The organism is Polynucleobacter antarcticus (genome assembly GCF_013307245.1).
Classification (GTDB): domain Bacteria; phylum Pseudomonadota; class Gammaproteobacteria; order Burkholderiales; family Burkholderiaceae; genus Polynucleobacter; species Polynucleobacter antarcticus.
On record NZ_CP028941.1, the window covers coordinates 1,203,106 to 1,226,027 of the forward strand.

The following is a 22,922-nucleotide window of genomic DNA, read 5'->3' on the forward strand; positions in this document are numbered from 1 at the left end:
AAGGGTCAGCTTCGTCTTACTCTACGATTACGCTGCTCAAACTCGATAGCTTCCTCTAGCAGAGCCTTCTGCTCTACTTTCTCTATATTCCGCTTGATGATGTCTTTACCAGTGGCGATGGATTGATCTGCCAATAAAGACTCTAGCGTAGGCTTAGGTTTCTTCTGGGTCTCGTTCATAGGTAGTTTCTACAGGCTCAACAACAAGTTTCCCAGCACGTCTTAATGCTCTGTCTAATTCATCTTTTTGAAATTGCTCACGATCACGCTTGAAGTCCTCCTCTAAGGAGGTTAAACGCCGGGGCTTCATTTGCCCTACAAAAATTACGTCTGTTTCTACGCTCATACTGCCCTTATTAATTTAGTAGTGTCTGGATCTTTTTTACCAAGGAAGAACTTATCCAGCAGACTAGCTATCAGTGGTGACTCTGGCTCAGCTGCTAAGAACAGGGTTAAGGAAGACTTCAGCTTCTTGGCATCAATATCTCCAAATATCTGCTCAGCATCACTTTTGGCCGTTTCAAGCAACTGCAAACACTCTTCATATCTTAGACCTAAAACCGGGTGGCTTAAATAGGCTTTAGCTTCATCCAGATCATAGATTCCATAGTATTGAGCATACTCACTATGACCAAGTCCTTTTAGCTGTGGAAATATGAACCACATCCAATGCGATCTTTTTTGCTCATGACGTAATTCTTCAACGACCTGCTCATAGCAGGGCTTTTGTGCAATCACAAAGCGCTCCAGTGAATGCTCAAGTTCTTGTTTTCTATTAATCATTTCAGAGCAAAGAGTTAATCAATCATCATATACAAATTAAAGCTTAAAGTTTGCTGTTTACAGGATGGGCATAAGTGGTCTTTTTGGCCACAGTTATAGTTACCCCACTGCAAGGATTGATTAAATTGAGTCGGAATCGAAACTCTGTCATCCCCATACTGAATAATATCTTGGCTTTGACATTTCGGGCATTCATGCACACCTTCTGTGGCTACATTCACGTCTACGACGCCACAGCTAGAGCAATAGAAGGGAAATGTGGAGTACTTCAAAAAGTCTCTCATGGTGCCTCCAACTTTCACTTTTTGTGAAAATCCACAAGGGCACTTAGCCATACTTAATGAACCCATAATTTACCTTTTTGATCTTTATTAGATTTGTAGCATCACTTATTACTCAATTGATACTTGCCCAATCACTGCTCCTGGCTTATTAAGGGCTTCAGCACGCTTGGCAATGTACTCTGGATTTCTTGACCCAAGCAGACCCAACTGCTTTTGGGTTCCATCGGCTGATTCCACTATTACCGTGTCTGGTCCTACTGCTCTTACTGAGTCCATCATGCTGCCATCCATCTTGGTAGCAGGACGCACATTCATCTTAAGGGTGGGCGCTTCTGGTGGAACGAGTGCCTTTTCTACTGATGAGCCACTTTGACTAAGCGGTGGGATCGCAGCAGGTTCAGGTCTCAGATTGGTACTTGGTGCAATGGGAGGCATTGTTTGCGCTGGGGCTACTAATGCAGGCGCTGATTGTTCCTTGGCCTGCTCTCTCGTTTGATCTTTATTTTGATCCTTAGCTTGATCCTTGGTGACATTGTCTAGCTCTTTAAATGCTTCGCCAGATCGATTCTGAATCTCTTTGCCTGATTTGACTGCATTCTTTTGTCCCATTGGTAATGCTACGAGGACATAGGTCCGAATACGATTACCTTCTGCCACGTGTTTCATCTCTACTGTCTCGACACCAGAGATATCTACATCAGGGCATAGACTACGCACTGTCAGTTCAGACTGCTCTACTGAAGCGGCATCATTATCAGCGCGGTACATCTTCATTTGGCTTCTTACTTTTCCACCAGCGCCAGTGCAAATCTTCACATAGGCCATCGTCTTGGCTTTTAAGTCCGCCATTGAAAAGTCACTACTAATAGCAGTACCGTTCTCGTAGATCACACCTGCCTCTTTGGGTAACTTGTACATCCAGGCTGGCGCTTCGCTAATAGCCTGTTTAGCTACTTTAGATTGTGCTCGGTACTCGTCTTGCTGATTGGATTGCGCCTGCTGTGCTGGGTTGGTGCCGCAAGCACTTAATAAAAGACCCAATACACTACTCACTGCGATTAATCTCAATTGGGATTGAGAATGTTTCTGAAGTTGCTGCTGCTGTTGCTGCTGAAGTTGCTGTTTCATAATAGTTACTCCTTAAATAAAATTAAAAATATGGTCAAAACTTATCGACTACAGTCCACTGGTTTATTCCTGAACGTACTGCTACTAAGGTAAAACGCACTGCTTGGTTTTGATGAATCTCTGTTTTTGATGCCAATTGATAAATGTTTCCTCGCCACCTACGTAAACTAGATTTAGCTTGGCCATCACTCATCTCTTTTGGGGTAAAGCTAATGTGCTCACCAACCCGAATAAAGGGCTTATCAGCTACATAAGGAAAATTGGTACAGATCTCTCTTCTCGTAGAGGTTTGGTCATTACTCAGATCGCTATTGCGATAGCCCACCTGTTTAACCGCTATCTTTGCTTCTGTGATCTCTTCAAAGTAACAACGCGGTGTGGACTGAGGGGCAGCGTTAGGGACCGCTTGAAGATCTGCTTTGATCACTTCTCTACTGACTTCTGTTCCCTGACAAGCAAAGCGCAATGACCAAATACGGTATTTGGCGAGCGAGTAATAGCTTTTGCTAATCTTGTCTGGATAGCTATTCCCTTCCACCCCGCTCACCATATAAAAACGGTTACGCTTGAGTTGCTCTTCTAATAGCGCTACTTGTTCGGTACGTTTCTCACAATTGGGCTCAAACCGGACAAGATCTTCATAACTAAGGCGTTCAAAGTTAGATACGGCAATAGGTGGGCTAGTGATCGGTCTTGCCGGAGTCGTTGATATGACTCTTTGAGCAGGCCTTTGGTAGATGTTTTGGTTGGTATAGCTGTAAGTAGGCGTACTGTAGGTCCGCGCTGGAGCACTATAGGTGGGCGTGCTGTACGACTGATAGCGCGGCTTACTAGCGCACGCTACCAGTGTTAATGCAGATATTAGGCAAAGCAGCAGTTTCATGATGCGGCTTTAGCTCCCCCATCAAAACCCATTCCATAATTACCACCAAGGTCTACTACCTTTGTAGTGTGTGTTGGAGCACTTGAAGTCTCATTGGCACTTTGTACGCTTGCTGAGAATGGCTTGCTCGCCATTGCAGTGGCTGGCGTCACCACTCGATTTACAAACTGGGTTGATGCCTGATTAAAGCCGTTGCTAAATTGCTGTTGCATACGGCCATAGGTGCTATTTTTTCGCTTGAGCTCTTCTAGTTCAGCTTTGAGCTTTTCTTTTTCTAAATCTTGAGCTACTTTTTGATAGCCAATCTTGGACTCATACTCTTGCTCTGTAGAGTATTGCCTCTTTCTGACCATCTCTTTTTCATGTTGAGCAAGTTCAAGCTCTGCCTCTGAAGCTATTCTCTTGCTTGAGCTTTGGTTCATTTGCGCAAATGTTTTGGTCTTGGTTTCGTAAGCAAAGAGTGCCATGCGATGGCCTAGACCTGATTGCCCTGCTTGTAGTTTGAGCAAAATTGGCATGAGCTCTAAACACAACTGCAACAAGGTAATTAATAAATATTTGAAGAACACCCCTGGGCTATGCGTAACGAGGGATGAGAGCACATCAGCTGAAGCCACGTTGATATAGGCTTCATCGATTTGACTAGATTTATTGAGATCAACTACGATTTCTTTTTTAGCACTCTCCACTTCAGCCTGTGCTGTAGTAATAGCCGCGCCCATTTGAGCTAGTTCAGCTTCTCTAGGGTTGACATAAGCTCTATAGGCTGCTCGATAGGCGCCATCAATCCGCTCACACTCCCGCTTATCTTTAGCATAGAGGTTAAGAATTTCATTCTCATCAAGATCGGGTGCAAATGTCGTTCTGGTTTTTCTGTTGTAATCAGCAAAGCAATAATTGACTTGATTACGCTGACGAATAATCTCCGGCGTTAATACCTGGATTTCTTTTTTGAGCCTAGTCTCACGTTGCTCAAGACTTGTTACGTTATTGGCCTTATCTTTTAACTCGTGCTTTTCTTGATAGCGCTCTTTAGCGTCGCTATAACGTCCATTTTTCATATCTTGGGCATGAATCGCTAACTCGGACTTTAAAAACAAAGGCATCGTGAATTGACTACTGAGTGAACCAATCACCGTAATCAGAAAGATACGAATACCTAGATAGACATAGGTGAGCTTTTTATCGGTTTCATAACGTGTATCGGCTAGATAGATAAAGTTACGATCCAGCACGAGGACAATGCCCGCACCGATCATGGCAAACGTGCAGGCCATCAAGATTTGCAGGGATGTATGCAAATCCATCGCCAGGAACCAACCGGCTATGCCAAATTGCAATGCTGCTAGAAAGCTGGCAAAGGCAATGGCCACTCCGATTTTGCTTAGGCTACCCACTTCTTCTGCAGTGGCATTAGCAGCAATGCGGTGACCAGTTAAAAAAACGAGTTGTTGCCTGATAGTCATATACCCACCCACTTGGTTATCTTGATGAGTGGAGTATTTCAAGTGAGAGGCTCATAGATTGAGCTTCAATTAATTAGGTAAGAATTTCCCTATTTAATCAGAATTAGTACTGTATAAATATACAGTAATTAAGGAGACATCGCAGATGAATTAAAAACTATTTTTATAAATTACCTGACTATCTCATGATGCGAAATCCAAGTATGTCATGCTAGTTATGTAGCTTTTTAAATAGTAAAGGGGGAAATTCAAGATGGAAATAAATAAGACAGCTGCCTCAAATGTGAAGACCAATGCCAATCAATGTCATCTCACCCTAAATGAAATTGCAGACATACTTAATCTTACGCGTGAGCGAGTCAGGCAGATTGAAGCAAAAGCAATTCACAAGCTTAGAAAGAAAATGCAGGCTCAAGGAATAAAACTTACTGATCTGATCTGATCGATTTTTGCATGATTGTGAACAAAGTAGTGTCTGCTAGGTTTGCAGTTATTTGAGCTCCATGACGGTATAAAAAGAGCTTATGGGCCAAAAAACTAAATTATTTTTGATTTATCTTAAATTTAATTTGGCATTCTTATAGATAAAATTTCTAGTGAAATCCATAGGAATCCATCTTTAAGCAATGTTTTAGTGGTAAGCGTACTGGTAAGCGGAGCAATTTTGACGGAAAACAAGGGCACCAGTTAAGTGGCTAAGTCTATGTTATATATGGGGAAAAGCAGATGGGTTGGCAATGTTATTGGCGGAGACGAGAGGATTCGAACCTCCGATCAGAGTTTTAGCCCCGATGCTCCCTTAGCAGGGGAGTGCCTTCGACCAGCTCGGCCACGTCTCCGTATTGATACTAAAACCGCTACTACTGCTTCGAACAACCATCCTGCGCCCACAGTTTAACGGATTCCATTAGCCAGCGAGCTTTACAGCTATTTACTTCCCCAACTTACTTCTGGTCTAGCTCAAAAGCCTTATGCAGCGCCCTTACAGCTAACTCCATATATTTCTCGTCGATTACTACCGAGATTTTTATTTCACTTGTAGAGATCATGAGGATATTGATGCCCTCCTCCGATAAGGTACGAAACATCTTACTAGCTACGCCTACGTGGGAGCGCATACCTACACCAACAACCGATACCTTAGACACTTTGGCATCACCCGTAATTTCTTTTGCCTGAATATGTCCTTGAACATTCTTCTTCAATAAATCTAAGGCTTTTTGATAATCAGCACGCGGCACTGTGAAGGTGAAATCCGTAACACCCTCATTGGATTGATTCTGAATAATCATGTCCACATCAATGTTGGCGTCTGCAATCGGTCCTAGAATTTGATAAGCAATACCTGGGCGATCAGGAACCCCCAATACAGTAATTTTGGCTTCATCACGCGCAAACGCGATACCAGAAATAACGGCGGCTTCCATAGTGCTGTCCTCTTCAAATGTAATCAAGGTACCCGACTTCATCTCAAGATCAAGGGGCATCAACGGATCCGTCAAGGATGACAGAACACGGGTTTTTACTTTGTACTTACCAGCAAACTCCACAGAACGAATTTGCAATACCTTCGATCCAAGGCTGGCCATCTCTAGCATTTCTTCAAAAGTAATTTTGTCTAAACGACGGGCATCTTCACAAACGCGGGGATCAGTAGTGTAGACACCGTCCACATCGGTATAAATCAAGCACTCATCGGCTTTTAACGCCGCTGCCATAGCAACGGCAGAAGTATCTGAACCACCACGGCCTAGGGTTGTGATATTGCCATTTGGATCGACCCCTTGAAATCCCGTCACTACCACTGCACGACCCGCATTAAGATCAGCTAGTAACTTCTGGTCATCAATACTTTTAATACGCGCTTTAGTAAAGGATGAGTCTGTGTGTACAGTGACTTGCCATCCAGCATAACTAACTGCATCAACACCTTCTCGAAGAAGTGCTAAGGCCAATAAGCCGGAACTTACCTGCTCCCCAGTAGAGGCAATTTGGTCTAGCTCACGCGGGCTTGCATCAGGATTTATATCTTTTGCTAAGCCCAGTAAACGGTTAGTTTCACCAGACATGGCTGAGGGAACCACCACGACTTGATGCCCAGCACGCATCCATTTGGCTACGCGTTTTGCGACATTCTGTATGCGCTCCACTGAGCCCATTGAGGTGCCACCATATTTATGAACGATTAAAGCCATACAAGCGATCTTTTGTCTATGCTGATTATTCTGCTAAAGCACTAGGAACTTACATTCTATAGTGCGTTAAAACTAGCATTTTACAGGGTTTTTTTACTTGACCATACGGGCAATACTCTCTTGCCACTGTCTAAGAGATGTGGGTAACTGATCCCTATCCCTGCAACCGCAATTAACTCGCCAGCAATATATAACAAGGGCGCCTGTCGCTCCCATGGCGGTACATTACCTTCTTGGTAAAGGTTCTTTAATGTTTTACGGGGGCTCTTGGCTTGTATTTGAATTTTCTCAGATCCTTTTCTATCCCTGTATTCAATCAAGTCTTGTTTTTTGGCATCAGCTAACCATGGAGCAGACAATCCAAATTGCTTGCTATTGACAGGAATCGATTTAAAAATCCATTCTCCTGACTGGGTATGGGCAATTTGTAACATGCCACGCCATAGACGAATGCTGACTTCATCATGCAACCACTCTAAGCTAGCATCTGGGCTAACCTTCATGAGATCTTGCCACCAAGAATCTAAACGCTCTTGCGAGGGCATTGCGAGCTTGTTTAATTTCAGCCAATAGCGCACCACATTATTGGCAGCAGGTAAATCTTGCTGGGCTAATGCTTGCAGTGGAGGCAACTTCAATCCACTTGCTTGCAAAATCGCTTTACTATCTTGCACTGCTAATCGGTCTAGTAATTGTTGAGACTGCGCTAGAAGTTGCGCGCTACGCGCTAAATTAGCAACTGCCTCGGGCTGAATCTTGGCAAGCCTTGGAATAATCTGTTTACGAAGGGCATTGCGCCGAAAGCGGGTACTCTGATTGCTAGGGTCCTCAATCCATTGAAGGCGATACATTTTTGCATAGGCCTCAAGCTCACCCCTACTCTGATTTAGTAAGGGCCGCCATAGAGTAATTTTTCGATCGCCAGAAAGCAGTGGGCGATGCTCTGGCATTCCTGAAAGACCTGCAACACCGGCGCCACGCAATAATTGCAGTAGAACCGTTTCTGCCTGATCATTTTGATGGTGGGCTAAGAGTAGATCTTCAATACCATGATCTTCACAGAGCTCAGTTAAGGCCTCATAACGCGCCGCTCTTGCACGCGCTTCAATATTACCCTCGTTGATATTCTTAAAGTGAAGAAGCCTAAAATCAAAATGAACCTGATATTTTTTTGCTAGCTTCTCACAAAACTCAAGCCATTGATCTGCAGGCTTTTGTAGACCGTGATGAATATGAAATACCCAAATCTCCGTTTTTTTATCGGCAGCTTTGCAGACAGTATCAAGCAATACAACCGAATCTAAGCCGCCACTCAGGGCAACTGCAATTCGTTTGGCTAGCTTAGGATTTTGCTTCGATTTCCTTGAACTTGCCATAGCTCATTAAGCGCGCGTGGCGACGCTCAAGAAGAGCATCGACTTTCATGCCATCAAAAGTCTTTAAGGAATCTGCTAAGGCTTTACGCATAGCATTCATCATAGTTTCGTAGTCACGATGCGCACCACCTGTTGGCTCCATCACAATCTTATCAATCAGACCTAATGTTTTTAGGCGTTGTGCGGTTAAACCCAATTGCTCAGCAGCCTCTGGTGCTTTTTCAGCTGTCTTCCATAGGATAGATGCGCACCCCTCTGGTGAGATTACCGAGTAAGTTGAATTCTGTAACATCAGCACCACATCACCCATTGCAATTGCTAAGGCACCGCCTGAACCACCCTCACCAATAATCGTAGCAATAATAGGCACCTCTAGCTCTGCTTGAACATACAAATTGCGCCCAATCGCTTCAGATTGATTGCGCTCTTCTGCATCAATACCCGGAAATGCCCCGGGGGTATCTACAAAGGTGAAGACTGGTAATTTAAATTTCTCCGCAAGACGCATCAAACGCATAGCTTTTCGATAGCCCTCTGGACGACTCATGCCAAAGTTTCGTAAAGCACGCTCTTTCGTATCTCGGCCCTTTTGATGGCCAATAACCATGCAAGGTTGATTCTCAAAACGGGCTAGGCCCGCAATCATGGATTGATCATCAGCAAAACTGCGGTCGCCATGCAATTCATGAAAATCCGTAAATAAGGCGTTGACATAATCTAAGGTGTAAGGACGCTGTGGATGACGTGCTACTTGAGAAACTTGCCAAGGAGTTAAATTGGCATAGACATCTTTCGTCAGCTGCTGGCTTTTTTCGGAAAGTGTTTTTATCTCATCAGAAATATCTACAGAGGATTCATCTTGTACAAATTGGAGCTCTTCAATCTTTGACTCTAGTTCAGCGATTGACTGTTCAAAATCTAGGAATGTCGTTTTCATAGTCTGATTTTAGTATTCAATGGGCTTGGGGTCGATACTTCTCCACATATACCAGGTAGCAACCGTACACCAAGGGGCCCAATTTGCCGCTACCTCACGGGCCTCATGCCTGCTAACAGGCTCTCCGCTGAAATAATTAAGGGAAATAGCCTTAATTAGGCCAGCGTCATCTAACGGAAGAATATTGGGTCGAACCATATTGAACATGAGGAACATTTCTGCTGTCCAACGCCCAATACCCCGAATAGCGCTCAATTCCTTAATAATTACCTCATCGTCCATACCCTTCCATTGATTGGCATGCAATCGGCCGGAATCAAAATGTTCAGCCAAATCTCGGATGTACTCCGCTTTGCGGCCAGATAAGCCTGCAGCACGTAACTCCTCAACGCTTACCCCTAGGATATTTTTTGGAGTGACCTTCTTTTTTAGGGCGAGCAGGACTTTATTCCAAACGGATTGCGCTGCCGCTACTGAAATCTGTTGGCCGACAATGGATCTTGCCAATGTACTAAAAGCATCTCCACGCGTCACTAAAAAACCTACGCCAATCTTCGGGATCAGTTTTTTTAGAATGCGATCATGTTTCATCAACTCTGCGCAAGCCTGCTCCCAATATTCAGGGGCTACTTCGTCGATGATAATTAAATCTGCTGTTTTACTCAAAATAAATCCATAAGATACAGTGCTTCTTTATTTAATTTATGCATCATGGGTTTAACTTCTACGCCATTCTGTTATTCCACCTGGCTTGTCTTCTAATACGATACCCTGTTCGAGCAAATTCTTGCGAATGAGATCGGACTTGGCAAAATCTTTAGCTTGCTTGGCACTTGATCTTGCCGTAATCTGCTCTTCAATTGCCACGACAGATAAACTCTCATCTAAAGTAGGATTTCCCATTTGCAAAAATTCAATTGGGTCACGTTGTAAGAAATGAAGATGGGCAGCCAACACTTTGAGCGTGCTGGATAAATCAGCTTTTTCTAAGCCTTGCGCCCGATTAATCTCGCTTGCTAAGTCAAATAATGCCGCAATCGCCACAGGGGTATTGAAATCGTCATTCATTGCCTCTGTAAAGCGCTTCACCCACGGTGAGTGGGGATCTATAGCGTGATCTAATGAAGCTGCTTGGGACAACGCAGTATAAAGGCGTACTAGACCAGCACGTGCTTCCTCGAGCTGTAGATCGCTGTAATTAATTGGACTACGGTAATGGGCACGCAACATAAAAAAACGCACAACTTCAGGATCAAAGCGCTTGAGCACATCTCGAATTAAGAAAAAATTGCCCGAAGACTTGGACATCTTTTCTTCATTCACCCGAATATGGCCGTTGTGCATCCAATAATTGACAGAAGGCTGATCAGCAGATGTGTGCTTACGTCCGTACAAAGCACCTTCACTTTGGGCAATCTCATTTTCATGATGCGGAAATTGAAGATCAGCACCACCCCCATGGATATCGAAATGCTGACCTAGTAAGTCGCAAGACATCGCTGAGCATTCAATATGCCAACCGGGTCGACCTTCACCCCAAGGTGACTTCCAGCGAGTATCATCAGGCTCCTCCGATTTAGCGCTTTTCCAAAGGACAAAATCCAGTGGATCTCTTTTACCACCGCCAATCGCAACCCGCTCACCCGCATTCAGTTCATCTATGGATTTACCTGACAAACGACCATATTGGGGAAAGAGACGTACGGCAAAGTTCACATCACCATCATCCGCCTGATAAGCCAACTCTTGCTCAATCAGTCGACCAATCATGCCTTGCATTTGAGTAATAAAGTCAGTAGCACGGGGCTCTTGATCTGGATGTATTAAGCCCAACTGTTCTGAATCGGCGTGCATAGCGTCAATAAAGCGCTGAGTCAGAGCGGCAATGGGCTCGCCATTTTCAATCGCGCGATGGATGATTTTGTCATCAATATCTGTGATATTTCGAACATAAATGACTTCATACCCACTGGCCCGCAACCAGCGCACCACCATATCAAATACGATCATCACTCGGGCATGGCCAATATGACAATAGTCGTAGACCGTCATCCCGCAAACGTACATCTTGACCTTGCCTGGCTCGAGAGGCTTAAAGGGTTGTTTAGACCTACTAAGAGTGTTATAGATTTGCAGCATAGAAGCTTTAAAGGGGCAAGGAGCACTAATTTGTTAGACTGAGCGCTGAGTATATCGAATGAGCCCGTTTTTTACCCTTTTCCTCTATGACATATAGCCCTAATGTACCAAGACATCGCTTCTTGTGGATTCTGAGTGTTGCCTTTGCTCTGTTTATGCTCAGTGGCTGCAGCACGCCCGGTCAGCAACTGGCAAATGCGGAAATACAAGCGCTTAATGCCAGTGCTCAAGCTGGTGGCCAAAACCCACCTGCGCCCTATTTGGGGTCTGATGGGCCTAATGATCCCCCAAAACTTAATAGCAACGCATCTGGCTATGACCAATTCAATACCGAGCTATCTGACTCTGTAGCAGTACCCTTTTTATCCTTCCTCATTATTGAGCCAGACCCTGTCACTAAAAATGCGGTGCCGTCTGAAGTAGAAAGACTTGTTAAAGCTAAAAAATATCCTGAGGCAATAGATCTTATCAATCAACTTCTTAAAAAGACTCCAGGGAATGTGCAGTTGCGCTATATCAAAGCGCGCATGCAAATAGAAATGCGTCAGTGGGAAGCGGCTAAAAAAACCTTAATTGAAATCACTCAACAATTTCCAGAGCTGCCAGAACCTTACAATAATTTAGCGGCCTTAGCCTCCAATCAAGGTAATTGGATTGAAGCAAGAGATTACTTAGAGCTAGCCCTCAAGCTACGTCCAACATATGCCATAGCCTCTGCCAATTTAGGTGAAGTATATATTCGCTTAGGGGCACAGGCATATGACAATGCTGCTAAGGATGCGCGGCTTAATCAACGTCAATACAGTAACCGAGCAAAAGCCTTACGGGAGATCTTAGACCCTCCTAAGAAAGCACCGCCCGCCTCAACCGCACCACTTAAAAATAGTAAATAATTTAATATAACGCAGTTCTCCAACCGTTTAGAAAGCGAATTGAATCATGTCAAAAGTTCTACTCAAAACCAATAAAGGCGATATCACTCTCGAACTCGACGCTGCAAAAGCGCCCAAGACTGTTGCAAACTTTTTGCAATACGTAAAAAGTGGTCACTACGATGGCACGATCTTTCATCGTGTGATTGATAACTTTATGATTCAAGGTGGTGGCATGGCACCTGGAATGAAGGAAAAGAAATCTGGCGAATCGATTGAGAACGAAGCCAATAATGGCCTAAAAAATGATCGTGGCACTGTTGCTATGGCCCGTACTAGCGACCCCCACTCAGCCACAGCGCAGTTCTTTATCAACGTCAATGACAATGATTTTCTAAACCATACAGCGCCCAATGCACAAGGCTGGGGATACGCCGTCTTTGGTAAAGTCACAGAGGGATCCGATGTGCTTGATGTGATCCGTAAAGTAAAAACTGGCAGTAGTGGATTTCATCAAGACGTACCAGCAGAAGATGTTGTGCTTGAAAAGGCTACTGTTCTCGAGGAATGATTCCGCAATACGCGAGCGCCCTGCTCATATCGGACCTCCATCTCACGCCGTCAATGCCCTTGACGGCGCAACGATTTTTCGACTTTTGTGAAAAGGAAGCACCCAAAGTAGAGGTTGTATTTATTTTGGGTGACCTCTTTGAGTATTGGGTTGGTGATGATGCAGCGCTACACTCACCCTTTCATCAAGAAGTTAAACGAGCACTTGCCACCCTTTCCACTAAAGTCAAAACATATTACTTCCACGGTAATCGTGACTTTTTGATTGGCTCTGATTTCTTAAATAAAACCGGTATGACATTGCTGCCTGATCCTTCTAAGCTAGAGATTGCTGGTCATGACTATGTACTGTGCCATGGTGATGGGTTGTGTACTGCCGATGTGGGCTATCAAGCATTTCGGAGTCTAGTACGCAAACCTTGGTTGCAAAGACTCTTTTTGTTGATGCCTTTAGATTGGCGTCGTGGCATTGCTAATCATTTACGCAGTCAAAGTGCTCAGCAATATCAACATACCCAGCAGCAATCCCCTGCGCTTGCTCAAATTAAAACAAATGTGACATTAGCAGCGTGTGCTGCAGTACTACGAGGTCAATCGGATAGGTTGATTCATGGCCATACGCATTTACCAGCACATCATCAAGAACAGTTAGGGGATCAAGAGTGGCAACGATGGGTTTTATCGGACTGGGACATGGATCACCCCGAAAGAGCTCAGCCTAAAGCCAGCGCATTACGTATCGATGCGAGCGGTGTGCACTACAGCGATTTAATTAAGAGCTAAGCAGATACTTAGCAGCTTGAATATCTAGATAAACACTGCACCATCTGCGCAAAGATACGAGGGTTTGCACACATGACTTCGCCGCTTTGTAAGAAACCTTCTTCGCCACGGTAGTTACCAATCAAACCGCCAGCCTCAGTGAGCAACAGCGCGCCTGCTGCCATATCCCATGGCTTGAGATCACTCTCAAAGAATCCATCGTATCGGCCAGCAGCAACATAAGCCAAATCCAGAGAAGCTGCTCCAGGACGGCGTAATCCAGCACATTGGCGGGTCATGTCAGCAAAAATCTTTAAGTATTTTTCCAAGTCTTGATCTTCACGATATGGAAAACCTGTGCCCAGTAAACAATTTACTAAGCGATCTTGAGTAGCTACGCGCAAGCGCCGGCGATCTAAGTACGCACCCGCACCCCGCGTTGCTGTGAAAAGCTCATCACGAGTTGGGTCATAAACTACGGCTTGTTGAGTGACGCCATTCACTGCCAATGCAATAGAAACTGCATATTGTGGAAAGCCATGAATGAAATTGGTGGTGCCATCTAAGGGATCTATGATCCAAATATTTTCTGCATCTAGATTCTGTGCACCGGTTTCTTCTGCTAAAAATCCGTGCGTGGGGTAGGCATCGCTGAGTGTCTCAATAATCGCCGCTTCAGCCTGTTTATCCACCTCAGTAACAAAATCATTATGTTGTTTGCGGTCAACCTGTAGGCGCTCTAAATTCAGAGAGGCTCTATTAATGATGGTACCAGCACGACGGGCGGCCTTGACGGCCACATTTAACATGGGATGCATAGTTTTGATGGACAAATTAAATAAGAACAAGGGCTTCAGATTGCAAACTGCATGACAATATGAGGCGAACTTACTGATTCTAAACGATTCATACTTAAACACCCCACAATCTACGCTTACCAACCATCATGTATAAAGACCAAGCCCAGCTCTTGCGCTGGATCCTTATTCAGACTAGCCACCCTGGAAATGTGGGCTCAGCAGCACGCGCCCTTAAAACTATGGGGTTTAGCGATCTGCAACTCATCAATCCCAAAACTGCTGGGATAGCACAAGATGATGAGGCTATTGCCTTAGCTAGTGGTGCAGCGGATATTCTCCAATCTAGCCAAGAATCTGACTCTCTTGAATCGAGTGTGCAGGGATACACCTTAGTTCTCGGACTAACAAGCCGTGATCGCGAGTTTGGGCCGCCTGCCATAGATTGGAATGAGGCTCGGAAACTAGTTCAAGCTCATGTGGGCAGAGGTCAGAAGGTGGCACTACTATTTGGCCCTGAACGGACTGGCCTTGATAATCAGCACCTCTCCTTATGCACGCATCGCGTTTGGCTAGAGGCTAACCCCCTCTATCCCTCACTGAACCTGGCCCAAGCAATCATGGTTTGCGCCTATGGGCTGAGAGAGGCTCTTAGCGTGGATTCAGATGAGGTACTTAATGCATCCTCGGAGCAGATTGATTATGCCGACCCTGCAGCTGTAGCAGCGATGCTAGAACATTGGCAAGCGGGCTTAGAGGCCATTGGCTATCTTGATCCTGCCAACCCTAAAAAGCTCATGCCCCGCTTACAAGCTCTTTTTGCACGAAGTCGGCTCCATAAAGAGGAAATCGACCTATTACGTGGAATAGCCAAACAGATGATGCTCAAAAAGTAACTAGGCACCCCTTCCATTACAGCTTTAACCGTTAAAATCTCCATATGTTTAAAGCGCTTTTCGACCAAGTCGACTCCATCATCGTTCGTGACCCAGCCGCCAGAAATCGCCTAGAGGTCATTACTTGCTACCCAGGTCTTCATGCAGTCTGGATACATACACTCTCCCACAGTTTATGGAATCTAGGTCTGAAATGGATTGCCCGCCTGCTCTCAATGTTTGCACGTTTTATCACTGGTATTGAAATTCATCCTGGGGCAAAAATTGGCCGCCGTGTTTTTTTAGATCACGGTCTTGGCATTGTCATTGGTGAAACTACTGAAATTGGCGATGATTGCACGATCTATCAAGGTGTCACTTTAGGTGGCACCTCACTATATAAAGGCGTTAAACGTCACCCTACCTTAGGCAAAGGTGTCGTGATTAGCGCTGGAGCAAAAGTACTGGGTGGCTTTACTGTTGGTGATGGCGCACGCGTTGGATCTAATGCTGTCGTACTTAAAGAGATTCCTGCTGGCGCGACCGCAGTAGGAATACCGGCCCGCATATTGCATCCTGATTTACCTCAGGCTACAAGTGTGGACAGCAAAGCCAAAGAATACTTTTCTGCGTACGGAGTGACACCCAATGTCGACGATCCCGTATCGATGGCGCTTAAGGGCCTGATTGATGCTACCTTAGAACAGGAAGCCAAAATTGAAGCGCTTGAGAAAGCATTGGCAAGACTTAACAACACGCCAGCAGATGCTGGTGTCGGTAGTGGCACTAAACGTGACCTGGATGCTTTAAAGGAATGGCTTAAAGAGTAGCTTGTTCGCTAGTGTAAGGTTGGTGAAGGATGCTCAGGATTTGAAGAGGGGTCAATAGAATTATCATCATCGCCATCTTCTTCATTAGGCATACCAAAAGTAAAACTCTCGGCTCCCGCGGGATGACGGTTTTCAATTTCTTCATCGCTAGCTGTGCGAATATTCTCTACCTGAACCCAAAAACGCAAGGCCATTCCTGCAAGCGGATGATTGCCATCTAAAACCACTTGACTATCAGCTACATCAGTCACGGTATAGATAAGGGTCTCATCATCGACATCAGAGCTGTCATCATCTGCCTCAGAATCTGGAACCCCCTCAAATTGCATCCCAATTTCTAGCGGCTCAGGAAATCGTGCACGTGGTTCAATCTTTAATAGTTCTGGGTCATATTCACCGAAAGCTTCATTTGGCTCCAATTGAATACTGGCTTCATATCCAATATCCTGTCCATCTAATAAAGACTCAATCTTCGGAAAAGTACCTTCATATCCGCCGTGCAGGTATACCATCGGAGAATCTGGTTCCTCGATAATATTATTTTGCGCATCAGTTAACTTGTAGCGTAGCGATACAACGGTATTTTTTTCGATCTTCATACGTAATTCATTCAACATGGTGTTTTAAACAGCTTCTAGCATCTATGACTTCATTTTACTTGAGCAAGCCCTACGAGCCTCCACAGGCACCTCAAAATCTGCCACTAGACCTGCCTTGGGCTCTATTGGGGGGTATTAGCCCAAATCAGTTTATGAAAACGTATTGGCATAAAAAGCCTTTGATGATCCGTGGCGCCATTCCGGCATTTCATCTAGCTAAGCAAAGCAATACCTCCTTAGAGAGCCCTATACCGCCTGAGGCCCTATTTAAAATAGCAAGTGAGGCCGATCTGGAATCTCGCTTAATTGAGGCAAAACCATGGCGCTTTTCAGAAGGCCCTCTTAAGAAAAAGGATATTCCCCAGATCACGAAGCCAGATTGGACGCTTTTATTGCAAGGGATGGAGGCAAAGCATCCTGCCGCAGCTGCAGTACTCTCTTGGTTTCGGTTTATACCGGATGCACGTCTTGATGATCTCATGGTTAGCATTGCTGGACTGGGCGGTGGTGTTGGACCCCATTTTGATTCTTACGATGTGTTTTTAATTCAGATGTCTGGCCGTCGTCGTTGGGCCATCTCCCAGCAAAAAGATTTAAGCCTTACTCCTAGCCTGCCATTAAAAATTTTGCAACGCTTTAAGGCTGAACAAGTATGGGAGCTCGAGCCCGGTGATATGCTGTATCTTCCGCCCCATGTAGCGCATGATGGCATTGCCTTAGATTCAGGCTGCCAAACTTGGTCTGTAGGTTTTCGGTCTCAAAGCTACAAAGAACTACTCCAAGAGGGCTTATGGCGCCTAGCGGAATCCCTTGAAGAGATTCCAGATCTAAATGCGCGCTTTGCTGACCCCAAGCAAACTGCTACCCATTCAGCTGAGCAGCTCCCACAAGAGATGATTGCGCAGTTGGCAAAGCAATTAACTAGATTAAAGCTTGATCAAATCAGTACCTTTCTACCTGGAGTTACCGCCTATCTCAGCGAGCCAAAGTCTCAAGCTATTTTTGATGGGCCCGAAAAGATACAGACTACCGAGGAATTTGGGCGATCACTACTGAAAAATCAACTCACGCTCCATCCTCAAACGCGTCTGCTTGCGCTAGGAAAGACTGTCTATTGCAACGGCGAAGATGTCACTACTGGACAAACTATCCCTACAAAAAGGGCTTGGCGAACATTAGCATCAAAAAAATACCTTAAAAATGCGAAAATTGGCAAAATCGATGAGCAGAATAGCCTATATACCTCCTACCAAGGAGGCTGGCTTATTTCCAAGCCCTCTCAAAGATCGCTATAATTCATAATGGAAAATACTTAAGGGGTTTCCCTAGGACTTCCATTAACAATGGCAACTAATTAATCATATTTTTAAAAGGGAATTACCAATGAAGAAGTCACTCGCACTCGTAGCAATGTTTGCAATCGTTTTAGCCGCTTGCGGTAAAAAAGAAGAAGCTAAGCCTGCTGAAGTAGCTGCTCCAGCTGCTCCTGCTGCTCCAGCTGCTGATACTGCTGCACCTGCCGCTGCTCCAGCCGCTCCAGCCGCTGCACCTGCTGCTGACGCAAAGAAGTAATCTTCCCCTTGAAGAAAAAAAGCCGCTTCGCAGCGGCTTTTTTAACGTCTAAGATTTCTAAGAATAATCTAGCGAATCAACTGCTCCGTAAGTAAAGTTAACAATTGCAAGCCAGCAGCAGTATTTTCAGGCTTACCGTCAGCATCTTGTACTGTGACTCTTGAGGAATTATCCCCACTCGCTTTTACAAGCACACTATATTTCTTTGCTTTTAAGCTGGAGTCATCCTTGCTGCTAAACAGATTGGTAAAGAAACCTTTGGTGTCGCCCAAATCTTTTGGATTGACATAACGGACGTAATAAATGCCATTCGCCCGATTTCGATCTTCCACAGTAAAGTTGGAGCGGTCTAAGGCCAGACCCGTATCACGCCAGGCACGATCAAAACCAGCAGTAATTTCAATATAGGCTGTATTCACACCCTGCTGAACTAATTTAGCCTTGGGCGTCTTTGGACCGAGAGGCGCTGCAACCTGAGCTTTAGCTTGTTCTTGGGTCATCCCCAAGCGCTCCATAAGACGCGCCAAAAAAACAGCCTCAAGCTCAGGATCATTAGGGCGAGATGTCCATATCGTGGATATACATGAACCAGTGCTATCAGTCACACATTTTTCGAGAGCGCCACGCTGGGTGATATAAATCTCAGTTTCTCCAGGCTTGCTGACTTCTAAGCGAGTTTTATACTTGTCGCGTTCACCCGTGTCATATAGTGAATCTAGGACTCTACCGAGCGTAGATCGAATAAAATCTTGGGAGATTTTTGCGCGATTCTCAGCCCAATCGGTTTCCATAATGCCCGTTGATGGCGAATCAATGATGAGCAGAAAACCATTCTCCTGCCAGAAGTCTTTAATTTGTGGGTAAAGTTCAGGCGCTGGTTTCTCGACTACCAACCAACGACGCTCGCCATCACGTGCAATCCGCATGCCGGGCATTCCCGTCATGACACTCTTACGAGATTGGACTGATTTTTTTAGTGCTGAGTTGTATTCAGACATGGTGGCAGTACCATCCTGAACGATATAGCGACGATCAGCCTGAGCAGTAATTAAATCAGGTGGCACAGATAAGTTTGGCCCACGAACAGCGCCTGAAGTCTTATAGTCGACCGTGTCATTGGAGGTAACGGATTTACAGCCTATTAAGGTAACTGCAGAAACAGCAAGGAGTAAAACAGTTATGCGATGTTGGCGCAGTGCTTGCAATACATTGATCATAGTAATCCGGCCTGTTTCATTGCTGTCTTCAAAGGTTCGCGTAAAGCGACGCTTAATGGGGTTAAAGGTAAGCGAATTCCGGAAGTGATTAAGCCCATCTCATGCAGGGCCCATTTCACAGGAATGGGATTTGCCTCGGTAAACATAGCTTTATGAACTGCTAATAATTGGTACTGAATCGCTCGGGTTTTCATCACATCATTAGACATGGCGGCAACGCACAATTCATGCATCAGACGAGGTGCAATATTTGCCGTGACAGAAATGTTGCCATTGCCACCCATCAGCATCAGCGCTGCAGCGCTGAGGTCATCGCCAGAGAAGACTAAGAAATCCTCGTATCCCGCTCGCTTCAAGTCTGCAATCAGTAAAGTGCCGCGCTCAATACTGCCCGTAGCATCCTTAATTCCTATGATCCCGGAAACGCCCGCTAAACGAACTACGGTATCACCTGCTAAATCTGCCACTGTTCTACCGGGCACGTTATAGAGAATCACCGGCAGGTCTACTGATTCAGCAATTTTCTTAAAATGGGCATACATCCCCTCTTGAGTAGGCTTGTTGTAATACGGGACCACTTGAAGGCTCGCATCCGCACCAACCTGCTTGGCAAATTGGGTTAGCTCAATCGCCTCCGTTGTGGAGTTGCCGCCTGTTCCTGCAATCACAGGAATGCGTCCTGCAATATGATCAACCGTGACTTTAATTAACTCACAATGCTCTTCTACCGATACGGTAGGAGACTCACCGCTTGTACCTACAATCACAATCCCATCGGTCCCCTCTGCAACATGCCAATCCAATAAAGAGCGAAGCGCAGGAAAATCCAGGCTACCATCTTCAAACATCGGAGTCACAATAGCCGGCATACTGCCAGTGATGGGCTTTTTGCTACCGTAGGATTGATTTTTTTTGGTCACCGAATCTATCTAAATTTGTTTGAATTTTATTAGGGATTACTCATTAAATTGTAACGGAATGCACCCATTTAAATGCCCTTTTACGGCACAAATCCGCTGAACCATAGCTGGTTTAGGGTGATCCAGGTAAATATCCTCATAGGCAATCACTTTTAGGCAAGATTTAGCAGCTAAAGTAAGTAATTCCCCTGAATTTAATAGGAAATTTGGGTTTGAAGGTTTGCCAAATTGGGCGTTACCGTGAGCAAAGGTTTCATAAATCAAAATGCCCCCATCAAGCAGCATCCAGGGCAGCTGATCTAAAAAGGGTCGATAAAGATAATTGGTCACCACAATTGCAGAAAATTTCTCATCCGACAAGGGCCACTGGTCGCTCTCCAAGTCAAATTGCTGAGCTTGAATCCTGGGATTATGCAAAGCCTGTACAGCACCGATATCCTGATCCACCGCTAGTACTGAATAACCCAAGGATGCCAACAAAACTGAGTGCCGACCAGATCCACAAGCGAGATCCAAAACTAGTCCTCCCACGGGAATGGAAGAGGCAAAGTGCTTTACCCAAGAAGAGGCATCTGTGATGGTGTCATGCAATTGGGGCAAAGGATCTACTCGTTTAGTCGTAAGCCAGGCCCATAGACTCACGGACCTCACGCATGGTTTCTTGCGCTACCTTGCGAGCCTGATCACCGCCATCTGCGATGATGGAACGCAATAAACTAGGGTCATCTAAATACTTCTGGGCGCGCTCGAACATAGGCTGCTGCTCCAATAAAATAGCATCGATAACCGGTTGCTTGCACTCCAAGCAACCAATACCTGCAGACTGACATTCTTTTTGTACCCAAGTTTTAGTAACTTCATTCGAGTAGACAGCATGTAACTGCCACACCGGACAACGCGCTGGGTCGCCCGGATCTGTTCTGCGGACACGCGCAGGATCCGTAGGCATTGTGCGTATGGAGCGTGTCACATCTTCAGGCTTCTCGCGAATGCTAATCGTATTGCCATAAGATTTAGACATTTTTTGACCATCAATACCAGGCATGCGTGAAGCAGTGGTCAGTAAAGCCTGTGGTTCAGGCAGAATGATTTTACGAGCACCTTCTAAGAAACCAAATAATCTCTCACGATCCGCCATCGAAAGACTTTGAGCTTCATGCAGTAATGCTTGCGCCTGCTCTAATGCCTCATCATCACCCCGCTCCTGATAAGCCACACGTAACTCGGCATACATCTTGGCACGCTTACTGCCTAATTTTTTAACCGCCTCGAGCGCTTTCTCTTCAAATCCAGGTTCCCGCCCATAGAGGTGATTAAAGCGGCGCGCTACTTCACGTGTCAACTCCACATGCGGCACTTGGTCCTCACCTACTGGAACGAACTGCGCGCGATATATCAAAATATCTGCTGCTTGTAACAATGGATAGCCCAAGAATCCATAGGTTTGCAAATCTTTTTCTTTGAGCTTTTCTATTTGATCTTTATAGGTTGGCACCCGCTCTAACCAACCCAATGGCGTACCCATCGACAAGAGCAAGAATAGCTCTGCATGCTCAGGGACCTTACTCTGAATAAATAAAGTCGCTTGATTCGGATCAACACCACAGGCCAACCAATCAATCACCATCTCCCACACAGATTGCTCGATGACATCAGGCGTCTCATAGTGAGTGGTCAGGGCATGCCAGTCCGCGACAAAAAAGAAGCAAGGATACTCAGACTGTAAGCGCACCCAATTCTTTAAAACACCGTGATAGTGACCAAGGTGCAAGCTACCGGTTGGTCGCATGCCAGAGAGAACACGTTCTGCAAACATCTTTATCTTTATTCTTTAGTAATGAAAATGGATTAAAAGTATCGGTCTAATGAAAGAGTGACCAGACTGGTGTTAAATGATCTGGCAGGTGAGGCAAAGTACCCAGGTCAATGTAACTCTCATCGGGATCATGAAAGTCAGATCCCCGAGAAGCTAAAAATCCATAGTGCTCAGCGATCTTGCCATAAGTTTGATATTGGCTTGGACTATGACTACCGGTAATAACTTCAATAGCTAGCCCACCAATATCTTTAAAGTGCTTATAGAGCTCGTCCATCTGCATGGCATTTAATTTATAGCGGCCAGGGTGCGCGATCACGGCAACACCACCGGCCGCTTTAATCCAGGCAACAGCATCATCTAAACTTGCCCAAAGATGCGGAACATAGCCTGGCTTATCCTGCACGAGGTAATTTTTAAAAACTTGGTTTGTATCTGCGCATACTCCTTGATCCACTAAAAACCGTGCAAAGTGGGTACGAGAAATCAAATCATGGTTACCAGCAAAACTCAGCGCACCTTCGTAGGCGCCTGGTATACCCGCTTTTAATAATTGCTCTGCCATCAACTTAGCGCGATTGTAGCGACCATCGCGTGTGCGGCGCAGACCCTCCAAAATACCGATGTGCGCAGCATCAATACCCAAGCCAACAATGTGAATAGTTTGATCCATCCATGTCACAGAAATTTCAACACCGGATAGATAATCCATACCAAGAGCAATAGCAGCAGCGCGTGCCCTAACTTGGCCACCTAATTCATCATGGTCAGTGAGAGCCCACAGATGCACCCCATTAGCATGGGCGCGCTCTGCCAAGGCCTCAGGAGATAAAGTGCCATCTGAGACAACAGAATGGCAATGCAAATCAGCATTTATATTGGAATTACGCATCATGACCCTA

At 45.3% G+C, this 22,922-nt stretch carries 27 protein-coding genes and 1 tRNA gene; 8 read left to right on the forward strand and 20 right to left on the reverse strand.

The window, feature by feature from the left end; all coding sequences use genetic code 11:
- Positions 1-5: 5 nt before the first annotated feature.
- From DCO16_RS06315 to DCO16_RS06345, 7 genes are all read right to left on the reverse strand, one after another.
- Positions 6-179 (reverse strand): hypothetical protein, encoded by a 174-nt coding sequence (locus DCO16_RS06315; protein ID WP_173942866.1) that lies wholly within the window; start codon positions 177-179, stop codon positions 6-8.
- Positions 154-345, reverse strand: coding sequence for a hypothetical protein (locus DCO16_RS06320; RefSeq protein WP_173942867.1), 192 nt, complete (start codon positions 343-345; stop codon positions 154-156). Before DCO16_RS06320 ends, DCO16_RS06315 begins: the two co-directional genes overlap by 26 nt.
- Entirely contained in the window at positions 342-782 is a 441-nt protein-coding gene (locus DCO16_RS06325) for a DUF1810 domain-containing protein (RefSeq protein ID WP_173942868.1), read from the reverse strand. Before DCO16_RS06325 ends, DCO16_RS06320 begins: the two co-directional genes overlap by 4 nt.
- Before the next feature lie 14 nt (positions 783-796).
- Positions 797-1,066, reverse strand: coding sequence for a hypothetical protein (locus DCO16_RS06330; protein ID WP_173942869.1), 270 nt, complete (start codon positions 1,064-1,066; stop codon positions 797-799).
- A 108-nt stretch (positions 1,067-1,174) separates the two neighbouring features.
- On the reverse strand, positions 1,175-2,194 hold the full coding sequence (locus DCO16_RS06335; protein ID WP_173942870.1) for a hypothetical protein: 1,020 nt from the start codon (positions 2,192-2,194) through the stop codon (positions 1,175-1,177).
- A 34-nt stretch (positions 2,195-2,228) separates the two neighbouring features.
- Positions 2,229-3,077, reverse strand: a complete 849-nt coding sequence (locus DCO16_RS06340) for a hypothetical protein (RefSeq protein WP_173942871.1) — start codon at positions 3,075-3,077, stop codon at positions 2,229-2,231.
- Complete coding sequence (locus DCO16_RS06345; RefSeq protein WP_173942872.1) at positions 3,074-4,543, reverse strand: DUF4407 domain-containing protein; 1,470 nt, start codon at positions 4,541-4,543, stop codon at positions 3,074-3,076. The genes DCO16_RS06340 and DCO16_RS06345 overlap by 4 nt, the downstream gene beginning before the upstream one ends.
- Positions 4,544-4,796: 253 nt before the next feature.
- On the opposite strand from DCO16_RS06345, the gene DCO16_RS06350 reads away from it, so the two are divergent.
- A complete protein-coding gene (locus tag DCO16_RS06350; RefSeq protein WP_173942873.1) occupies positions 4,797-4,985 on the forward strand; it encodes a sigma factor-like helix-turn-helix DNA-binding protein in 189 nt (62 codons plus the stop codon).
- A 302-nt stretch (positions 4,986-5,287) separates the two neighbouring features.
- Here DCO16_RS06350 and DCO16_RS06355 read toward each other — a convergent pair.
- From DCO16_RS06355 to cysS, 6 genes are all read right to left on the reverse strand, one after another.
- A tRNA-Ser gene (locus tag DCO16_RS06355) sits at positions 5,288-5,382 on the reverse strand.
- Between the two features lie 105 nt (positions 5,383-5,487).
- Positions 5,488-6,738, reverse strand: coding sequence for an aspartate kinase (locus DCO16_RS06360; protein WP_173942874.1), 1,251 nt, complete (start codon positions 6,736-6,738; stop codon positions 5,488-5,490).
- A gap of 80 nt (positions 6,739-6,818) precedes the next feature.
- Entirely contained in the window at positions 6,819-8,114 is a 1,296-nt protein-coding gene (gene tilS, locus DCO16_RS06365) for a tRNA lysidine(34) synthetase TilS (protein ID WP_173942875.1), read from the reverse strand.
- On the reverse strand, positions 8,080-9,051 hold the full coding sequence (locus DCO16_RS06370) for an acetyl-CoA carboxylase carboxyltransferase subunit alpha (protein WP_173942876.1): 972 nt from the start codon (positions 9,049-9,051) through the stop codon (positions 8,080-8,082). Before DCO16_RS06370 ends, tilS begins: the two co-directional genes overlap by 35 nt.
- 9 nt (positions 9,052-9,060) lie before the next feature.
- On the reverse strand, positions 9,061-9,717 hold the full coding sequence (locus tag DCO16_RS06375; protein WP_173942877.1) for a DNA-3-methyladenine glycosylase family protein: 657 nt from the start codon (positions 9,715-9,717) through the stop codon (positions 9,061-9,063).
- A 51-nt stretch (positions 9,718-9,768) separates the two neighbouring features.
- A complete protein-coding gene (gene cysS / locus DCO16_RS06380) occupies positions 9,769-11,190 on the reverse strand; it encodes a cysteine--tRNA ligase (protein ID WP_173942878.1) in 1,422 nt (473 codons plus the stop codon).
- An 86-nt stretch (positions 11,191-11,276) separates the two neighbouring features.
- On the opposite strand from cysS, the gene DCO16_RS06385 reads away from it, so the two are divergent.
- From DCO16_RS06385 to DCO16_RS06395, 3 genes are read left to right on the forward strand one after another with little or no spacing between them, the layout of a single operon-like run.
- On the forward strand, positions 11,277-12,083 hold the full coding sequence (locus tag DCO16_RS06385; RefSeq protein WP_173942879.1) for a tetratricopeptide repeat protein: 807 nt from the start codon (positions 11,277-11,279) through the stop codon (positions 12,081-12,083).
- Positions 12,084-12,129: 46 nt separating this feature from the next.
- Entirely contained in the window at positions 12,130-12,633 is a 504-nt protein-coding gene (locus DCO16_RS06390; RefSeq protein ID WP_173942880.1) for a peptidylprolyl isomerase, read from the forward strand.
- Positions 12,630-13,415 carry a UDP-2,3-diacylglucosamine diphosphatase gene (locus DCO16_RS06395; protein ID WP_173942881.1) on the forward strand — a complete coding sequence of 262 codons (786 nt, stop codon included), beginning with the start codon at positions 12,630-12,632 and terminating at the stop codon, positions 13,413-13,415. Before DCO16_RS06390 ends, DCO16_RS06395 begins: the two co-directional genes overlap by 4 nt.
- An 8-nt stretch (positions 13,416-13,423) precedes the next feature.
- Here DCO16_RS06395 and DCO16_RS06400 read toward each other — a convergent pair whose 3' ends face one another.
- Positions 13,424-14,212, reverse strand: a complete 789-nt coding sequence (locus tag DCO16_RS06400; protein ID WP_173942882.1) for an inositol monophosphatase family protein — start codon at positions 14,210-14,212, stop codon at positions 13,424-13,426.
- 128 nt (positions 14,213-14,340) lie between these two features.
- Between DCO16_RS06400 and DCO16_RS06405 the strand changes: the two genes are divergently transcribed.
- Positions 14,341-15,087, forward strand: coding sequence for an RNA methyltransferase (locus tag DCO16_RS06405; protein WP_173942883.1), 747 nt, complete (start codon positions 14,341-14,343; stop codon positions 15,085-15,087).
- 44 nt (positions 15,088-15,131) lie between these two features.
- A complete protein-coding gene (gene cysE / locus DCO16_RS06410) occupies positions 15,132-15,896 on the forward strand; it encodes a serine O-acetyltransferase (protein WP_173942884.1) in 765 nt (254 codons plus the stop codon).
- 8 nt (positions 15,897-15,904) lie between these two features.
- Here the strand turns inward: cysE and DCO16_RS06415 are convergent, their stop codons facing one another.
- Positions 15,905-16,495: an FKBP-type peptidyl-prolyl cis-trans isomerase gene (locus DCO16_RS06415; protein ID WP_173942885.1), complete on the reverse strand. Its 591-nt coding sequence runs from the start codon at positions 16,493-16,495 to the stop codon at positions 15,905-15,907.
- Positions 16,496-16,539: 44 nt separating this feature from the next.
- Here DCO16_RS06415 and DCO16_RS06420 point away from each other — a divergent pair, with 44 nt between their 5' ends.
- The gene (locus DCO16_RS06420; protein WP_173942886.1) at positions 16,540-17,790 is read left to right on the forward strand and encodes a cupin domain-containing protein; all 1,251 of its coding nucleotides are present in this window, start codon (positions 16,540-16,542) and stop codon (positions 17,788-17,790) included.
- Positions 17,791-17,878: 88 nt separating this feature from the next.
- On the forward strand, positions 17,879-18,067 hold the full coding sequence (locus DCO16_RS06425; protein WP_173942887.1) for a hypothetical protein: 189 nt from the start codon (positions 17,879-17,881) through the stop codon (positions 18,065-18,067).
- A gap of 68 nt (positions 18,068-18,135) precedes the next feature.
- On the opposite strand, the gene bamC is transcribed toward DCO16_RS06425, so the two are convergent.
- The 5 genes from bamC to DCO16_RS06450 all read right to left on the reverse strand — a co-directional run bounded on the left by bamC (position 18,136) and on the right by DCO16_RS06450 (position 22,915).
- A complete protein-coding gene (bamC, locus tag DCO16_RS06430; protein ID WP_173942888.1) occupies positions 18,136-19,284 on the reverse strand; it encodes an NlpB/DapX family lipoprotein in 1,149 nt (382 codons plus the stop codon).
- Complete coding sequence (gene dapA / locus DCO16_RS06435; protein ID WP_173943796.1) at positions 19,281-20,153, reverse strand: 4-hydroxy-tetrahydrodipicolinate synthase; 873 nt, start codon at positions 20,151-20,153, stop codon at positions 19,281-19,283. Before dapA ends, bamC begins: the two co-directional genes overlap by 4 nt.
- Before the next feature lie 87 nt (positions 20,154-20,240).
- The gene (locus tag DCO16_RS06440) at positions 20,241-20,846 is read right to left on the reverse strand and encodes a class I SAM-dependent methyltransferase (protein WP_254598004.1); all 606 of its coding nucleotides are present in this window, start codon (positions 20,844-20,846) and stop codon (positions 20,241-20,243) included.
- A complete protein-coding gene (locus DCO16_RS06445) occupies positions 20,818-22,020 on the reverse strand; it encodes a tryptophan--tRNA ligase (RefSeq protein ID WP_173942889.1) in 1,203 nt (400 codons plus the stop codon). The genes DCO16_RS06440 and DCO16_RS06445 overlap by 29 nt, the downstream gene beginning before the upstream one ends.
- Before the next feature lie 46 nt (positions 22,021-22,066).
- Positions 22,067-22,915, reverse strand: a complete 849-nt coding sequence (locus DCO16_RS06450; protein ID WP_173942890.1) for a 3',5'-nucleoside bisphosphate phosphatase — start codon at positions 22,913-22,915, stop codon at positions 22,067-22,069.
- Between the last annotated feature and the right edge of the window lie 7 nt (positions 22,916-22,922).

Excerpts from the sequence above, each read along its gene's own strand:
- DCO16_RS06315 (WP_173942866.1), bottom strand. The coding sequence starts at position 179 with ATGAACGAGACCCAGAAGAAACCTAAGCCTACGCTAGAGTCTTTATTG.
- DCO16_RS06320 (WP_173942867.1), bottom strand. The coding sequence starts at position 345 with ATGAGCGTAGAAACAGACGTAATTTTTGTAGGGCAAATGAAGCCCCGG.
- DCO16_RS06325 (WP_173942868.1), bottom strand. The coding sequence starts at position 782 with ATGATTAATAGAAAACAAGAACTTGAGCATTCACTGGAGCGCTTTGTG.
- DCO16_RS06330 (WP_173942869.1), bottom strand. The coding sequence starts at position 1,066 with ATGAGAGACTTTTTGAAGTACTCCACATTTCCCTTCTATTGCTCTAGC.
- DCO16_RS06335 (WP_173942870.1), bottom strand. The coding sequence starts at position 2,194 with ATGAAACAGCAACTTCAGCAGCAACAGCAGCAGCAACTTCAGAAACAT.
- DCO16_RS06340 (WP_173942871.1), bottom strand. The coding sequence starts at position 3,077 with ATGAAACTGCTGCTTTGCCTAATATCTGCATTAACACTGGTAGCGTGC.
- DCO16_RS06345 (WP_173942872.1), bottom strand. The coding sequence starts at position 4,543 with ATGACTATCAGGCAACAACTCGTTTTTTTAACTGGTCACCGCATTGCT.
- DCO16_RS06350 (WP_173942873.1), top strand. The coding sequence starts at position 4,797 with ATGGAAATAAATAAGACAGCTGCCTCAAATGTGAAGACCAATGCCAAT.
- DCO16_RS06360 (WP_173942874.1), bottom strand. The coding sequence starts at position 6,738 with ATGGCTTTAATCGTTCATAAATATGGTGGCACCTCAATGGGCTCAGTG.
- tilS (WP_173942875.1), bottom strand. The coding sequence starts at position 8,114 with ATGGCAAGTTCAAGGAAATCGAAGCAAAATCCTAAGCTAGCCAAACGA.
- DCO16_RS06370 (WP_173942876.1), bottom strand. The coding sequence starts at position 9,051 with ATGAAAACGACATTCCTAGATTTTGAACAGTCAATCGCTGAACTAGAG.
- cysS (WP_173942878.1), bottom strand. The coding sequence starts at position 11,190 with ATGCTGCAAATCTATAACACTCTTAGTAGGTCTAAACAACCCTTTAAG.
- DCO16_RS06385 (WP_173942879.1), top strand. The coding sequence starts at position 11,277 with ATGACATATAGCCCTAATGTACCAAGACATCGCTTCTTGTGGATTCTG.
- DCO16_RS06390 (WP_173942880.1), top strand. The coding sequence starts at position 12,130 with ATGTCAAAAGTTCTACTCAAAACCAATAAAGGCGATATCACTCTCGAA.
- DCO16_RS06395 (WP_173942881.1), top strand. The coding sequence starts at position 12,630 with ATGATTCCGCAATACGCGAGCGCCCTGCTCATATCGGACCTCCATCTC.
- DCO16_RS06400 (WP_173942882.1), bottom strand. The coding sequence starts at position 14,212 with ATGCATCCCATGTTAAATGTGGCCGTCAAGGCCGCCCGTCGTGCTGGT.
- DCO16_RS06405 (WP_173942883.1), top strand. The coding sequence starts at position 14,341 with ATGTATAAAGACCAAGCCCAGCTCTTGCGCTGGATCCTTATTCAGACT.
- cysE (WP_173942884.1), top strand. The coding sequence starts at position 15,132 with ATGTTTAAAGCGCTTTTCGACCAAGTCGACTCCATCATCGTTCGTGAC.
- DCO16_RS06415 (WP_173942885.1), bottom strand. The coding sequence starts at position 16,495 with ATGAAGATCGAAAAAAATACCGTTGTATCGCTACGCTACAAGTTAACT.
- DCO16_RS06420 (WP_173942886.1), top strand. The coding sequence starts at position 16,540 with ATGACTTCATTTTACTTGAGCAAGCCCTACGAGCCTCCACAGGCACCT.
- DCO16_RS06425 (WP_173942887.1), top strand. The coding sequence starts at position 17,879 with ATGAAGAAGTCACTCGCACTCGTAGCAATGTTTGCAATCGTTTTAGCC.
- bamC (WP_173942888.1), bottom strand. The coding sequence starts at position 19,284 with ATGATCAATGTATTGCAAGCACTGCGCCAACATCGCATAACTGTTTTA.
- dapA (WP_173943796.1), bottom strand. The coding sequence starts at position 20,153 with ATGCCGGCTATTGTGACTCCGATGTTTGAAGATGGTAGCCTGGATTTT.
- DCO16_RS06445 (WP_173942889.1), bottom strand. The coding sequence starts at position 22,020 with ATGTTTGCAGAACGTGTTCTCTCTGGCATGCGACCAACCGGTAGCTTG.
- DCO16_RS06450 (WP_173942890.1), bottom strand. The coding sequence starts at position 22,915 with ATGATGCGTAATTCCAATATAAATGCTGATTTGCATTGCCATTCTGTT.